Source organism: Spirosoma montaniterrae, assembly GCF_001988955.1.
Taxonomy (GTDB): domain Bacteria; phylum Bacteroidota; class Bacteroidia; order Cytophagales; family Spirosomataceae; genus Spirosoma; species Spirosoma montaniterrae.
Genome location: NZ_CP014263.1, coordinates 1529663 through 1543233, shown reverse-complemented (window position 1 = coordinate 1543233; position 13571 = coordinate 1529663). Strand labels below are relative to the sequence as shown.

Genomic DNA, 13571 nt, shown 5'->3' with positions numbered 1-13571 from the left:
GTTACCTGTCATACAATGCAACTCTTATGAGACATACGATTCAATTAAACTTAGATGAGTTAAATAGCGGATTGATTGATCAGCTAAAAGCTCTATTTAAAGGGACTCAGCAACAACGAGTAACCATCGTGGTCGATGACGAGATAGACGAAACAGATTATCTCCTGCAATCGCCCGCGAACCGTGAGCGATTACTACAGTCGCTTGAGAATGCCCGGCGCGGCAATTTTGTCGCTCCTGACCTAAGTGCTTACCGTCAATCGTCAGCCGATGCGTAGGCCAGTTTTTACGCCCGAAGCCTGGGAAGAGTTCACTGAATGGACCCGGATTGACCTTAAAATCGTGAAGAAAATTATTGACTTAATAGACGATGCTACAGAAACGCCATTTAGCGGTATAGGTAAGCCTGAACCGCTAAAATACAACCTGCGCGGTTGCTGGTCGAGGAGAATTACACAGGAGCATCGATTAGTTTATGAAGTCACAGACGAGCACATTATTGTACTGGCCTGCAAATACCATTATTAACTGCACCGTTGAACAAGCGTAGCTTTTTTGTCATTTTACTTTTGGGCTGGCATTTTGCCTGTGGGCAAACCACTTCGCCAGTTGAGCACACCGCACAAACCGGCTACATTCAGCCCGGCACAATTCAGGAAGGCTACTTTCTGTTTCCAATTATGCCCGGCGCGGCCAACTCGCTGTCGGGCGGGTTAGGCGATTTGCGGACGAATCACTTCCATGCTGGCTTAGACATTCGGACGGGCGGACGCGAGGGGCTGGACGTGTACGCTGCTGCTGATGGGTACATCTCACGCATTGCCGTATTCACGGGTGGCTACGGCAACGTGCTGTTTATCAGGCATCCCAACGGAATGACCACCGTATACGGCCACCTGCGCAACCTCAACGATTCCCTCGGCACCTACCTCCGTCAGCAACAGTACGACCGCAAAACGTTTGAGATCGATTTACGGCCCGCACCGGGTCAGTTTCCGGTAAAACGGGGCGACATCATCGCGGCATCGGGCAATACGGGGGGGTCGGGTGGGCCGCACCTGCACTTCGAGATTCGTGATGCACGAGACAACCTGATTAATCCACTGCTCTACGGCTTTTCAGAAATCCGCGACGACGTGCCGCCCTATTTCGAGCGGGTTGCGCTGAAGACCATGACGCCCACGTCACGCATTAACGGCGAGTATCAGCGCGTCAGCTACGCACCCACGCGCCGGGCCGATGGCAGCTACGTGATTTCGCAACCCATCACGGCGTCGGGCCTGATTGGGCTGGAGGTACTGGCCTATGATAAAACCAGCGGCTCGCCTTATCGGAACGGCATTAGTTGCTTGGAAATCAGGCTCGACGGACAAGAGGTATTCGCGTATAACATGAACAGTTTTCCGCACGAACAAACGCGGTTCATGAACGTACACGAGAACTACGAAGTGGAGCAGATAACCGGGCAACGCTATCACCGCGCCTACATCGCCGATGGTAATATTCTGAATCTCTACAAGCTGCAAAGCAACGCAGCCTACCGAGGCCGGTTGCCACTCTTAGACGGGCAGCCACACGAAGTTACGCTGACGCTGTACGACGCCTATGAACATGCCACCCGACTCACGTTTACGCTGCTGCCCGAACCTGCTGCTACAGCTACAGCCCGGCCCGACTCGGTTCAGTTACAGACAGTCGATGAAGAGATTCCCGAAACCGAACCGGTCAGCGACCCATCAGCTACGATTACAACTGACGAGAACGTACTGAAAATCAGCGTCAAGCATGTATCGCTGACCAACCCGCCCGTGGCAAAACTGATTAGCGGACGCACCGTAACCGAGCAGCCGGTTAGTTATGTGCGCACTAATGTAGCCCTTTATCTTATAGATTTGCGCCGGACATTGCCCGATTCGGTGCAGTTTGGCCGGAGCGTTGTCCGAACGTTCTTTAAAAAACGAATTATACCGGGCCGGGCCGAAACGCTCGTTGATGGGAATACCCGGCTGGATTTCGGCCCAAAAACGGTGTTCGATACACTCCATCTGGCCGTTAGACCGCTGCCGGGAGGTGGGCTGGAGATTAATCAGTCAACCATTCCACTCAACGATGCCCTAACGATTCAGTATGCTCCCAACTACCCAATTGCCATCGACACGGCCCGCACCAAAGCCTACTGGACAAGTGGCGGGCGAGAAAGTTTTCTGGGTGGCACATGGCGCAACGGGCGCATTGAATTTAAAACCCGCACATTGGGTCAGTTCCGGCTCATGACCGACGCCACCCCGCCCAGAGTTGAAATTTTGGGCGCAACCCCGAAAGGAATTTCGGCCCGAATCCGCGATGATTTGTCGGGCATTGCCGATTTTCGGGCGTTGGTCAACGGCGAGTGGGTACTGATGCAGTATGATTATAAGCGGGCGTTGCTTTGGTCGGATAAGCTCGACCCCGCCGTTGATTTTGAAAACGGGGCTGAAGTGCTGGTGCAGGTTAAAGACCGTTGCGGCAACATCGGTTCCGACAGCACAACTGTAGAAACACCCCGCCCGCCCGTTCGGAAGAAGGCACCGGCACGAAAGCGAAAAAGACGTTAATATTTTATTCAATGTCCGAAAAAATGGCTTTAAACATAGGCGACCCCGCTCCCGATTTTACCAGCACCAACCAGACCGGTAATCCAGTTCGGCTGTCCGATTATCGGGGTAAAAAAGTAGTCCTGTACTTTTATCCAAAAGACGACACCTCGGGCTGTACGGCCCAGGCGTGTAGCCTGCGCGACAATTATGCCGACCTGCGGGCGGCTGGCTACGAGGTGCTGGGCGTAAGCGTCGATAACCAATCGTCGCATCAGAAGTTTATCAATAAGTACAGTCTACCGTTCACGCTCGTAGCCGATACCGACAAGCAGGTAGTGGAAGCTTACGGCGTCTGGCAGGAAAAATCGATGTATGGCCGCAAATACATGGGTACGGTTCGGACAACGTTTTTGATTGATGAAAACGGTATCATCACCAACATCATCGGTAAAGTCGACACAAAAAAACACGCAGAACAAATTTTAAAATAATGATGAGTGATGAACGATGAGTGATGAGTATTTGTGCGTAAGCTACTCATCACTCATCGTTCATCACTCATCATTCAATAACTATGGAACTCCAACAACTCGAAGGTATTGCTACCGCCGTTCGGCGCGACATTCTCCGCATGGTTGCGGCTGTTAACTCAGGACACCCCGGCGGCTCGCTCGGCTGCACCGACTTTATGGTCGCCCTTTATTTCGACATCATGCGGTTGAAACGCGACGAAAGTGGCACACCCATTTTTGATATGGACGGCCACGACGAAGACCTGTTCTTCTTGTCGAACGGCCACATCTCGCCCGTTTTCTATTCGGTGCTGGCGCGGGCGGGCTACTTCCCCATCGAAGAATTGGCTACGTTCCGTAAGCTCGACAGCCGGTTGCAGGGCCACCCCGCCACTGCCGAACATATTCCGGGCGTTCGCATTGCATCGGGTTCGCTGGGGCAGGGCTTGTCGGTAGCGGCTGGTGCGGCCTACGCTAAAAAACTGAACGGCGACGATAAACATGTGTACGTGCTCATGGGCGACGGTGAACAGCAGGAAGGTCAAATCTGGGAAGCGGCTCAGTTTGCACCCAACAAAAAACTCGGCAACCTGACGGCAATCATCGACCTGAACCACGCGCAAATCGACGGCACGACGCAGAACGTGAACGACAACCGCGATTTGGCCGCCAAATACCGCGCTTTCGGCTGGCACATCGACGAGATGGAAGGCAACGACATGGCCGACGTGATTCGGACGCTCCGCAAATCACAGGAAGACCCCGACGTGCCAACATTAATTCTGATGCACACCGAAATGGGCTTCGGCGTTGAGTACATGGTGGGCAACTATAAATGGCACGGCACCGCCCCCAACGCCGACCAACTGCAACAAGCCCTCAACGGCCTGCCCCTATCGGTAGGAGTTACGGATTATTAATATTTTGTGTAGAGACGCAAGATGTTGCGTCTCCTGTGCGTCAGCAATCGTTTAGATGGTGTAAAAAGCCATCCGGTCAGGAGACGCAACATCTTGCGTCTCTACACACATGCCAACGAATGAAAATCAACCGGTTAGTCATCGAAAATTTCAAGTCCATTGAACGGATCGAGCTTATTGAGCCGAATCCGTTCACGGTCTTTGTCGGCCCCAACGGGTCGGGCAAGTCGAATATTTTCGAGGGGCTGGAGTTTATGAACGCTTTAACTCGTATACGTTTCCATGAAATAGTGGGAAGTTTATTTGGCGGCTCAGAATCCCTTTCAAGAAAAACTGTTAAAGATAAACCAGCTTATTTTGAAATTGATTTTGATTTCATTCGCTTATCTGAATACTATACGTTCTTTCCTAAACAGACAATATCTTACTCTTCTGATCTTGAAGACAATAGAAATCGGCTACTTTCTGATTCTTCCACTCAGATATTTAATCCCTCCATTCATATGTTTGAAAATAATTTTAGTAGAGTTTTTATAAAAAATGAACGTTTAGTTAAATTCCCTTTAAACGACAATCAAAAGTTATCATTGTCAGCTTACAACCTCGAAAAAGTTCTAAAACGCATACTCTCCAACGAGACGATTCGTACCGAAATATTCGAGTGGCTCGAACTGTTCGTCCCCGGCTTCAAAGCGATTGAAGTGGACGACCGGAACGAATTGCATTGGTTTGAAAATTCATCAGCCGACTACTTCACTAAAGACCTCATTTCCGACGGCACGTATAACATCTTGGCCTTGCTTACGGCAGTTTATCAAAGCGACGATCAGCCACAATTTTTGTGTATTGAAGAGCCGGAGAATGGCTTGCATCCGCAGGTGGCGCGTGAATTGGTCGATTTTTTTCGCATTATGTGCGAAGAACGTGGGCATTACATCTGGCTCAATACACATTCGCAGTCGATGGTATCGCGGGTTCGGGCAGAGGAATTGGTTATCGTTGAGAAGAAAGACGGAGCCACGCAGGTCAGGCAGTTTAAAGGTGAAGATTTCCACGGTATGCGGGCCGACGAAGCCTGGCTAACCAACTCCCTCGGAGGTGGGCTGGCGTGGTAAAAATGGGCTTTATCTGCGAAGGCGACACCGAACGAAAAATTATTGAATCGAGTGCTTTCCAGCAATTCTTGATCCGTAATGGCATCCGGTGTGTTGGGCCGGTTGAAGATGCCAAAGGCAACGGAAATTTATTACCGCATACTATTGAAGAAAAGCGTAATAAGCTATTCTCAGCAGGGGCTTCGCTCATTGTTATACTCACTGATTTAGATAAAGATGCCTGCATCACGAAAACAAAGCAGCGCATACAGGACTTTTCCAATCAGGTTGTGGTTGTAGCCGTCAAAGAAATTGAAGCCTGGTTTTTGGCGGATAGCGACGTATTGACAGATTTAATCGGTGCGCCTGTTTACTTCGATCATCCTGAAAAGGAAGAGCAGCCTTTTGAAACGATCAAACAAATCTTTTTGAACAAAACGGGCCGGGGCGTTGGCACCAAACCTATGTTAGCACGCCGAATGCTTAAATACGGTTTTAGCATCGAAGCAGCCGCCAAACACCCCAATTGCCCTTCGGCACGGTATTTTCTCACTAAATTGCAAACCCTCGCTTCGGCGAACTAACAGGGCGCGAACCCTGCGCCCATACAGACCATGAAAAAGTACGAATACACCGACAAAAAAGACACACGCTCGGGCTTTGGCGCGGGTATCGCCGAACTGGGCCGCTCGAACCCCAACGTGATTGCGCTGACCGCCGATTTGGCGGGGTCGCTCAAACTCGAAACGTTTATCAAAGAAAACCCCGACCGCTTTGTGCAGTGCGGCATTGCCGAAGCCAACATGATTGGCGTATCGGCGGGGCTGACCATCGGCGGCAAAATTCCGTTCGCCACTACGTTTGCCAACTTCGGCACGGGGCGCGTCTACGATCAGATTCGGCAATCGGTGGCGTACTCGAACAAAAACGTGAAAATCTGCGCCAGTCACGCGGGCCTGACGCTGGGTGAAGATGGAGCTACGCACCAAATTCTGGAAGACCTCGGCATGATGAAGGCACTGCCTAACATGACGGTCATCAACCCCTGCGACTATAACCAAACCAAAGCGGCTACCCTCGCTATCGCCGAACACGTTGGACCAGTGTATCTGCGCTTTGGCCGGCCCGTGATTCCGGTGTTTACGCCCGCCGATCAGAAATTTGAGATTGGCAAAGCCTGGACCGTAAACGAAGGAAAAGATGTATCGATTTTTTGCACCGGGCATTTAGTCTGGGAAGCCATTAAAGCAGGCGAAATCCTGAGCGAGCAGGGCATTGAAGCTGATATTATCAACATTCACACGATAAAACCGTTAGATGAAGAAGCCATTCTGGCATCGGTGAAGAAAACGGGTTGTGCCGTGTCGGCAGAAGAGCATATGCTGAACAACGGCCTGGGCGACAGCGTGGCGCAGGTGCTGGCCCGCAACTACCCTGCCCCGCTCGAATATGTCGGCGTTCACGACACGTTCGGCGAAAGCGGAACCCCCGACCAACTGATGCAGAAATATGGCCTCACCGCCGACAAAATTGTTCAGCAGGTGAAAAAAGTAATGGCCCGGAAGTAGAGACGCAATATCTTGCGTCTCCACAAAGAAAAAATGACTGACGAAGAACTCCTCGCCAAATACCGCGATCCATCGAGCCGTAACTACGCCTTTAATCTGCTGGTGCGACAGTACCAGCAGAAAATTTATTGGCATGTACGAAAGATGGTAATCGACCACGACGATGCCAATGACCTGGTGCAGGAGACGTTTATTAAAGTCTGGAACAGCCTGGAACAGTTTCGGGGCGACAGTCAGTTGTACACCTGGATTTATCGGATTGCCACCAACGAATGCCTGAACTTCCTCAATAAAAAGCGAAGACGGTTTTTCCTGCCTATCGGCGATGTGGAGGGCGAACTGATGGAGAAATTAGAAAGCAATTCCGACTTTGTGACTTCAGGTGGCGAATTGAGTGGCGAACGTATTGAACTGAAGCTGCAGAAGGCGCTGCTCAAACTGCCTGATAAGCAGCGATTGGTGTTCAACATGAAGTACTTTGATGATATGAAGTATGAGGAAATTGCCGATATTACGGGTACGTCGGTGGGTGCGCTGAAAGCGTCGTACCACCTGGCGGTCAAGAAAATTGAGGATTTCCTGAATAAAACTGATACTACAGATTAAACCTGGACGTAGCTGGGCCTGTCAAACCAACGAAATGGCCCAAACGTGGGCGGTGAATCGTGTAATTTGTACACATCAAAGAAAATGAACGAAAAAAACTACATCCGGCTCGACGAATTGCCTCCCGAACACCCGCTTCGGCAACAGCCGTTTAGCGCACCGGAGGGTTATTTTGATGCTCTGCCCGCACAAATTCAGGCCCGTGCGATGCGCAGGCCCAAGCCTGCGTTTAGCATTAGCTGGTCGTGGCAGCGCACGGCGGCAACGCTGGCGGGGGCAGGTTTGATTGCCGTACTGGTCTGGCAAACGCTGCCCGAACGGCAGGAGTCGCTGCCCGGCGAGACATTGGCGGGTGTGAGCAACGCCACCATTACAGCTTATCTGGAAGAACAGGGCGTTGATCCTGATCAGTTGATGGAAAGTCAGCAACTGCACTCGTCGCTCAATGATGAGACCGATGGCATTGATTATCTGAATGTAGAACCAACTGATATTCAGCAGCATATTGATGCCCAAACCGCACCTGAAACACAGAATCAAGAATCTTAAGACAGCACAGTCTGCTTACTATATCATACAATGAGACACGTATGGATTGGCTTTTTGCTTATGCTGACGCTGACTACCCACGCAGCCAATGCGCAGGGTGAACCGGGCGGACGCCAGAAGATTGAAGCCGCTAAAATAGGATTGATTACGAATCGGCTTAACCTGACCACCGATCAGGCTCCGCAATTCTGGGCTGTTTATAATGAATACAATGCCCGCAAACAGGATTTGAACCGGCGCGTTCGGCAGTTAACCAACGAACCCTCGCGCACCAACCTCTCCGACGATCAGCTACGGAATGGCCTGCGCGAACTCAACGCAACCAAACAGAAATTGGCTGACCTCGATCAGGAGTATATGGACCGTTTTCTCAAGGTTATCACCCCGGCGCAATTGGCCGAGCTCAACAAGACAGAGCAGGTATTCAATAAAATGCTCATCAATCAGTTGAACCGGCAAAACTAAACTGGAACGCCAGCCCGGTCTGATTCATCGGATTTTGCTGACCGACTATGATTTTGGCTGAATCGCTGCCTTCGGCAGCAAAATCTAACAAATCATAGTCGGTCAGTAGAATCCGACGAATCCGGGTTAATACCGCACCACTTTGAACCGCGATACGCCCCCGTCGAAGCGTATCGTTATTTTTTTTGTGGCCGATGCATAACCGGGACTGGTGAATTCGCCCCCACCCGCGTCGGTAAAATCGTCTAACTGCGTCAGGTTCAGCGCACCGTCTTTCTTGACCAGACAACCTATGTCTTTAGGCACTCGAACCGTAACCGAAGCAGCACCGACATTGAGTTTCACATCGGCCTGATCCACTTTGTTGCCCAACTTCAGGTCAATGTCGGCAGCTCCGGCTTCTACTTTGAGTTGTTTTACGGCATAAGCACTTAAATCCAGGTCGCCCTGACCGGCTCCAATGGCGATGTCCATCTGCCAGATAGGTTTGGCATTCAGATGCACCTCGACCCGGTTTTCGATCTTACCATTTTCCAGATCAATCTCCTGCTTTTCTTCCGTCGGTTTCAGGTCAATCGTCGGAACGCGGGTTGTGGCATCGCGGTCGACCGTCATGGAGTAAGCACCGATGTTGTTCTTTGTTTCGGCTTTGATCAACTCGGTAGTAGGCTCACTGAAAATGAATCGACCTGCTCCACCTGCCAGTTTCAGTACGGCCTCGTTCGTTGTGGCATCCATCGATTCCACAAACGTGTTGGTTTGCACTGTTTTCGGCTCTTCATCGCGATTTTCGCGCTCCGACCGATAGGCGTCTTCGTTGTCTTCACCGTCCGTTTCGTCTTCCGACTCCTCATTTTCATCGTCGCGTTCATCGTCGCGGTCGTGCCAATTCCATCCATACCGGCCATGGTCTCGGTCACGGGATAAGAAGCCAAAGAGTGTTGTAGGAACAGCTACGGCCAGCATTACCGTGGTCACAAAGGCCGCCGGGCTACCCTGCCGTTCGAGAATGACATTGATACCAGCCAGGATGAGAAGCACCGGCCACAGGTTGACCAACGAATGCCAGTCTACGTCGAGCCACCCGGCCCGGCGTGCCAGAAATAGTACGCCGAGCGTCAGGAGAAACAGCCCCCAAAAGAGTCCGTTACGTCGTTGCATAGTTAGAGCGGGTTGTTATCATTGGAGTCGTAAGGCGTTTTGATGCGGTCTTTGAAAATCAGCCACAGACCGATGGCGATGAGGACAAACGGCCACAGATCGCCGAAATCGATGTCTAAGTAGCGGTCGAGCAGAAACAGTACGCCCAGAATGATGAGCACGGCACCGCCAATAATGCTCCGGTCGCGGGGAGCGGGTTGATTTGGATTGTAGGGATTCATAGAAAAAACGGGGTTTGCATAGAAGGTTAAGGAATTGACCGATGCGCCCTGCGGCTGCTTTGGCATCACGATCCACAAGATAATGTAAATCAGGAATGCCGGAAAACCGGGCAGCGGAATACCAATCAGAAAAAGGAGTCGCACCACAGTGCGATTCAGGCCAAAATAGTGGGCTAAGCCCGCACATACGCCCCCCAGGATGGCTTCATCGGAGATGCGTTCTAATCGTTTGTTCATGGCTTTTTGTGTCTAAAACCGTAACAAACGTAGGAGCCAGCCACAACCTGCGGAAGCAGATTTAGACAAATGGACGCGGCTATGGATAGAAGTATGTTTTCAATGATAGTAGGTAATACAAAGTACTTAATCTTCTTCAAGTGATTCCAGAATATCCATAAGTTCTCCGAACTCTTTGTTGCCGGGGCGTTCTTCATCACCACCACGCAGCGCAATGCCGCGTAGGGGTAGTTCGGCCAGCAGGTTATGAACGCCATCGGCAGAAATACCCGAACCGAGCAGAATCGAAGACCGGCTGGCAACGCGGTTCAGGGTCGCTTTCAGGTCAGGATCGAGATGAACGGCTGCATCGCTCTCCAATAGCACGTAATCGGCTCCGGCGGCACTGGTTTGAACGAGTGTTTCGAGTTGGTCGAGCGTCAGTTGCGCCAGATCGATGCGAAGAATAAGCGACTTCCCGAAGGTGTGCAGATACGGTAACAGAGCCGCTTCATCGACCTGCAACCAATCGGGTTGGTAGGTTTCAAGTAATTGTTCGATTTGATCGGGGTCCGTACTGCGGGTTTCGCCCACAATCTGCACACCCGCCACCCACGACCGGATTTCGGCAAATTTTCCAGGTTCGACGTAGTCTGGCGCGTCGGCATCCATCGAAAAGCCGAGCATATCGACGCCCATCCCGGCGCAGTAGCGGGCATCGCTTAAATTGGTAACGTTAGAAACTTTAACGAGTGTTTTCAGAGCCATCTTTGACGAATGAGCAGTTAACCATTTATGGGGCGAAGGTACAAAAGTGTATCACGAATGCCATTACTTAGAATAATGGCATTCGTGATACACGTGAAAAACCGTTGCGTCGCCCGGAAACCAAATTCAGCGTTTCAGATGTTGCGTTCATATTGGGTATGTTTACCGCAACCATCAATCGGAGGGCTTTGACCCCTCGCAGATCATGAGCAAACACGGACGTATTTTGGTCGCCATGAGTGGCGGCATTGACTCTTCGCTGGCAGCAGTCATGCTCCACGAAGAAGGTTATGAGGTCATTGGCATGACCATGAAAACCTGGGATTATGCCTCTTCGGGCGGCACTAAAAAAGAAACGGGCTGCTGTAGTTTAGACAGCATCAATGACGCCCGTAACATTGCCGTCAACCTCGGCTTTCCGCACTATATCTTAGACATTCGCGCGGAGTTCGGCGATTATGTCATTGACCATTTTACGGGCGAATACCTCGAAGGGCGTACACCCAATCCCTGCGTGTTGTGCAATACGCACATCAAATGGGATGCCCTGCTCCGGCGGGCCGACCGGCTCGACTGTGCGTTTATTGCTACCGGCCACTACGCCAACATCCGTCATGAGAACGACCGATACGTGATTTCGAAAGGCGTCGATTCGCTCAAAGATCAGTCGTATGTGCTGTGGGGAGTGTCGCAGGAGAGTTTGAGCCGCACGAAGCTCCCGCTGGGCCATTTGCGCAAGTCGGAAATCCGTGAAATGGCGAAAGAGCGGGGTTTCATTGAACTCGTCACCAAATCAGAATCGTATGAGATCTGTTTCGTACCCGATAATGATTATCGCGGATTTCTGAAACGACGCCTGCCGGGTCTGGAAGCCGAAGTAGCGGGTGGCAATTTTATCGAAGAACATACGGGCCGTGTGCTGGGCAAACATGAAGGCTACCCGTTTTATACCATTGGGCAACGTAAAGGTCTGGGCATGGCGTTCGGCAAGCCCATGTTCGTAACCGAAATCCGCAAAGACACCAATGAGGTGGTGCTGGGCGTTGACCACGATCTGCTACGCGATGGCATGATTGTGACTAAGTTGAACCTCCAGAAATACGCATCGGTACCGGAGCCGCTGGAGACCGTCACCAAAGTACGCTATAAACACGACGGCACACCCGCCCTCATCCGGCAAACCGCCGACGACCGTATCGACGTGCGTTTCCACGAAGGCGTATCGGCCATTGCACCCGGTCAGGCTGCCGTTTTTTACGAAGGCGATGATGTGATTGGGGGCGGCTGGATTATGAAAAGTTACCGGCAACGCGATGACATTCAACAGGCCGAGCATCACTTAACCATGTCCATGTAGCGTTGGCCGGGTAAAATACATGGGTAGAAAATCTGCTCTGACGGGTTCTAACGGAGATTAACTTCTGACCAAACACTGCATGAACAACTATTGCCTGTTGCTGCTTCTGACCGTTGGCGTTGTCACGTCAGTATTTGCCCAAACACCACCCAAAGGCCATCCCAACCCAAGCGGAGCCGGCTGGAAACCGTTGTTTGCGGCAGACCTCTCCGATGCCAATTTCCCCAAAGGCGTCTGGACATATGAAGAAGGCGTACTGACCGCATCGGCTGACAAAGCCATCTGGACAACCGTTCCGTATGATGATTTTGTGCTGGATCTGTTCTTCCAAACTGCCGATGGCACCAACAGCGGAGTCGTAGTACACTGCTCAGACACAACCAATTGGATACCCAATTCCGTTGAAATTCAGATTGCCGACGATTACGCACAGAAATGGTCGGAATCGCCCAAAAACTGGCAGTGCGGGGCATTATTCGGGCATCAGGCTCCAACTAAAAGTGCAGTAAAACGTCCGGGCGAATGGAATCGGTACACCATCACGTGTCAGGGCAGTATGCTGTTCATCGTGTTGAATAACGAATTGGTCAATAGCATTGATCTGTCGAAATTCACGTCAGCCAAAACCAACCCCGACGGGTCGGAAGTGCCCGCTTGGCTCAGTAAGCCACCTGCCGAGTTACCGTTGCGCGGTTTTATAGGCTTGCAGGGCAAACATGCGGGTGCTCCCATCTATTATAGAAATTTGAAAATAAAAGCCCTGTAGGGCCTGATTCATGCAAACCCGGTATAGTAACGCACTGCCCGAACTGCGCTTTTCGCTGAACCTGCTATACGTCGGGCGTTTTTTGCTGGGTATGCAGCCATCGGTAAACAACGAACAGGTAGACACCTTCGATGAACGAATTGAAGACGTTACCGACGAATTGGTTGCGACCGAGTTGCTTCACGAAGCCGCCGTGCTGGTGGGCGATGTTGATTAATCATTAACATAAGCTGCAATAATGGGTTGCAGACGGGGCAGAATTGCCTCGATCTGTGTTTGCTCGTCAATCGTCCACAGGCGCGGCTGACCAAATACGCAGGGCTGTAGAATGCCCCAAAGCTGGCCGTCCTGTTGAATATGGGCATGAATCAGGGCGCGATGGCCGAAGGTTTTGTGTTCAAACGCCCGATTCAGTACATCGGGGCTGGCAGTTTCTACATCATCGACGTACACCGACGGGCGTAGCTCGATGGCGGCCCGAAAAAGCGGGTCTTCCTGTGGCAGGCTGGTGGTATCAGTTTGCCAGTCAGGTTGAATCACATCGGGGATGCTGTTGTCTTTGCGCCACTGGAATGCAATACGCCCCCTTTCTTTGTCGGGTTGGCGAACATACAGAAAACAGCGGTCGGCGTTGAGCGTTGACCCTACGATGTCAACCACCCCGTTCAGGGTTTTTTCGGGATTGTATTCCTTCATGATAAGCGCGTCGATAGCAGCAGGAAGCGCATGGAGTAGTGTCATGCCCGATAAACTCTGGCTGGGCTTTACTGTTTTTTGTGTGGTCATTATCTT

At 51.3% G+C, this 13571-nt stretch carries 18 protein-coding genes; 14 read left to right on the top strand and 4 right to left on the bottom strand.

Going from position 1 to position 13571, the window contains the following annotated elements:
• The first annotated feature begins 26 nt into the window (after positions 1-26).
• The 11 genes from AWR27_RS06755 (at position 27) to AWR27_RS06705 (ending at position 8290) form a co-directional block, all read left to right on the top strand.
• Entirely contained in the window at positions 27-278 is a 252-nt protein-coding gene (locus tag AWR27_RS06755) for a type II toxin-antitoxin system Phd/YefM family antitoxin (protein ID WP_077130487.1), read from the top strand.
• Positions 271-528 (top strand): Txe/YoeB family addiction module toxin, encoded by a 258-nt coding sequence (locus AWR27_RS06750; RefSeq protein WP_077130486.1) that lies wholly within the window; start codon positions 271-273, stop codon positions 526-528. The genes AWR27_RS06755 and AWR27_RS06750 overlap by 8 nt, the downstream gene beginning before the upstream one ends.
• A gap of 152 nt (positions 529-680) precedes the next feature.
• Positions 681-2594: a M23 family metallopeptidase gene (locus tag AWR27_RS06745; protein WP_157579316.1), complete on the top strand. Its 1914-nt coding sequence runs from the start codon at positions 681-683 to the stop codon at positions 2592-2594.
• A 23-nt stretch (positions 2595-2617) separates the two neighbouring features.
• Entirely contained in the window at positions 2618-3067 is a 450-nt protein-coding gene (gene bcp / locus AWR27_RS06740) for a thioredoxin-dependent thiol peroxidase (RefSeq protein WP_077133844.1), read from the top strand.
• Positions 3068-3150: 83 nt separating this feature from the next.
• Positions 3151-4008, top strand: a complete 858-nt coding sequence (locus AWR27_RS06735) for a transketolase (protein WP_077130485.1) — start codon at positions 3151-3153, stop codon at positions 4006-4008.
• A 119-nt stretch (positions 4009-4127) separates the two neighbouring features.
• Entirely contained in the window at positions 4128-5123 is a 996-nt protein-coding gene (locus AWR27_RS06730) for an AAA family ATPase (protein WP_077130484.1), read from the top strand.
• Between the two features lie 2 nt (positions 5124-5125).
• Entirely contained in the window at positions 5126-5686 is a 561-nt protein-coding gene (locus AWR27_RS06725) for a hypothetical protein (protein WP_083732770.1), read from the top strand.
• A 30-nt stretch (positions 5687-5716) separates the two neighbouring features.
• Positions 5717-6670 (top strand): transketolase family protein, encoded by a 954-nt coding sequence (locus tag AWR27_RS06720; RefSeq protein ID WP_077130482.1) that lies wholly within the window; start codon positions 5717-5719, stop codon positions 6668-6670.
• Positions 6671-6703: 33 nt separating this feature from the next.
• A complete protein-coding gene (locus tag AWR27_RS06715) occupies positions 6704-7276 on the top strand; it encodes an RNA polymerase sigma factor (protein ID WP_077130481.1) in 573 nt (190 codons plus the stop codon).
• A gap of 84 nt (positions 7277-7360) precedes the next feature.
• The gene (locus AWR27_RS06710) at positions 7361-7825 is read left to right on the top strand and encodes a hypothetical protein (protein WP_077130480.1); all 465 of its coding nucleotides are present in this window, start codon (positions 7361-7363) and stop codon (positions 7823-7825) included.
• Positions 7826-7855: 30 nt separating this feature from the next.
• Complete coding sequence (locus tag AWR27_RS06705; protein ID WP_077130479.1) at positions 7856-8290, top strand: Spy/CpxP family protein refolding chaperone; 435 nt, start codon at positions 7856-7858, stop codon at positions 8288-8290.
• Between the two features lie 126 nt (positions 8291-8416).
• Here the strand turns inward: AWR27_RS06705 and AWR27_RS06700 are convergent, their stop codons facing one another.
• From AWR27_RS06700 to trpF, 3 genes are all read right to left on the bottom strand, one after another.
• A complete protein-coding gene (locus tag AWR27_RS06700) occupies positions 8417-9451 on the bottom strand; it encodes a LiaI-LiaF-like domain-containing protein (protein ID WP_077130478.1) in 1035 nt (344 codons plus the stop codon).
• 2 nt (positions 9452-9453) lie between these two features.
• Positions 9454-9909: a PspC domain-containing protein gene (locus tag AWR27_RS06695; RefSeq protein WP_077130477.1), complete on the bottom strand. Its 456-nt coding sequence runs from the start codon at positions 9907-9909 to the stop codon at positions 9454-9456.
• Between the two features lie 126 nt (positions 9910-10035).
• A complete protein-coding gene (gene trpF, locus AWR27_RS06690) occupies positions 10036-10656 on the bottom strand; it encodes a phosphoribosylanthranilate isomerase (RefSeq protein WP_077130476.1) in 621 nt (206 codons plus the stop codon).
• Positions 10657-10861: 205 nt separating this feature from the next.
• Here trpF and mnmA point away from each other — a divergent pair, with 205 nt between their 5' ends.
• From mnmA to AWR27_RS06675, 3 genes are all read left to right on the top strand, one after another.
• On the top strand, positions 10862-12013 hold the full coding sequence (gene mnmA, locus AWR27_RS06685; protein ID WP_077130475.1) for a tRNA 2-thiouridine(34) synthase MnmA: 1152 nt from the start codon (positions 10862-10864) through the stop codon (positions 12011-12013).
• Between the two features lie 79 nt (positions 12014-12092).
• Complete coding sequence (locus tag AWR27_RS06680) at positions 12093-12779, top strand: 3-keto-disaccharide hydrolase (RefSeq protein WP_077130474.1); 687 nt, start codon at positions 12093-12095, stop codon at positions 12777-12779.
• Between the two features lie 10 nt (positions 12780-12789).
• A complete protein-coding gene (locus AWR27_RS06675) occupies positions 12790-12996 on the top strand; it encodes a hypothetical protein (RefSeq protein WP_077130473.1) in 207 nt (68 codons plus the stop codon).
• On the opposite strand, the gene AWR27_RS06670 is transcribed toward AWR27_RS06675, so the two are convergent.
• Positions 12993-13565, bottom strand: coding sequence for a GAF domain-containing protein (locus AWR27_RS06670; protein WP_232325997.1), 573 nt, complete (start codon positions 13563-13565; stop codon positions 12993-12995). The genes AWR27_RS06675 and AWR27_RS06670 overlap by 4 nt on opposite strands.
• Between the last annotated feature and the right edge of the window lie 6 nt (positions 13566-13571).

Coding starts and splice junctions, on each gene's coding strand:
- AWR27_RS06755 (WP_077130487.1), top strand. CDS start 27: ATGAGACATACGATTCAATTAAACTTAGATGAGTTAAATAGCGGATTG.
- AWR27_RS06720 (WP_077130482.1), top strand. CDS start 5,717: ATGAAAAAGTACGAATACACCGACAAAAAAGACACACGCTCGGGCTTT.
- bcp (WP_077133844.1), top strand. CDS start 2,618: ATGGCTTTAAACATAGGCGACCCCGCTCCCGATTTTACCAGCACCAAC.
- AWR27_RS06700 (WP_077130478.1), bottom strand. CDS start 9,451: ATGCAACGACGTAACGGACTCTTTTGGGGGCTGTTTCTCCTGACGCTC.
- AWR27_RS06725 (WP_083732770.1), top strand. CDS start 5,126: ATGGGCTTTATCTGCGAAGGCGACACCGAACGAAAAATTATTGAATCG.
- AWR27_RS06735 (WP_077130485.1), top strand. CDS start 3,151: ATGGAACTCCAACAACTCGAAGGTATTGCTACCGCCGTTCGGCGCGAC.
- AWR27_RS06675 (WP_077130473.1), top strand. CDS start 12,790: ATGCAAACCCGGTATAGTAACGCACTGCCCGAACTGCGCTTTTCGCTG.
- AWR27_RS06705 (WP_077130479.1), top strand. CDS start 7,856: ATGAGACACGTATGGATTGGCTTTTTGCTTATGCTGACGCTGACTACC.
- AWR27_RS06745 (WP_157579316.1), top strand. CDS start 681: ATGCCCGGCGCGGCCAACTCGCTGTCGGGCGGGTTAGGCGATTTGCGG.
- AWR27_RS06670 (WP_232325997.1), bottom strand. CDS start 13,565: ATGACCACACAAAAAACAGTAAAGCCCAGCCAGAGTTTATCGGGCATG.
- mnmA (WP_077130475.1), top strand. CDS start 10,862: ATGAGCAAACACGGACGTATTTTGGTCGCCATGAGTGGCGGCATTGAC.
- AWR27_RS06710 (WP_077130480.1), top strand. CDS start 7,361: ATGAACGAAAAAAACTACATCCGGCTCGACGAATTGCCTCCCGAACAC.
- trpF (WP_077130476.1), bottom strand. CDS start 10,656: ATGGCTCTGAAAACACTCGTTAAAGTTTCTAACGTTACCAATTTAAGC.
- AWR27_RS06680 (WP_077130474.1), top strand. CDS start 12,093: ATGAACAACTATTGCCTGTTGCTGCTTCTGACCGTTGGCGTTGTCACG.
- AWR27_RS06715 (WP_077130481.1), top strand. CDS start 6,704: ATGACTGACGAAGAACTCCTCGCCAAATACCGCGATCCATCGAGCCGT.
- AWR27_RS06695 (WP_077130477.1), bottom strand. CDS start 9,909: ATGAACAAACGATTAGAACGCATCTCCGATGAAGCCATCCTGGGGGGC.
- AWR27_RS06750 (WP_077130486.1), top strand. CDS start 271: ATGCGTAGGCCAGTTTTTACGCCCGAAGCCTGGGAAGAGTTCACTGAA.
- AWR27_RS06730 (WP_077130484.1), top strand. CDS start 4,128: ATGAAAATCAACCGGTTAGTCATCGAAAATTTCAAGTCCATTGAACGG.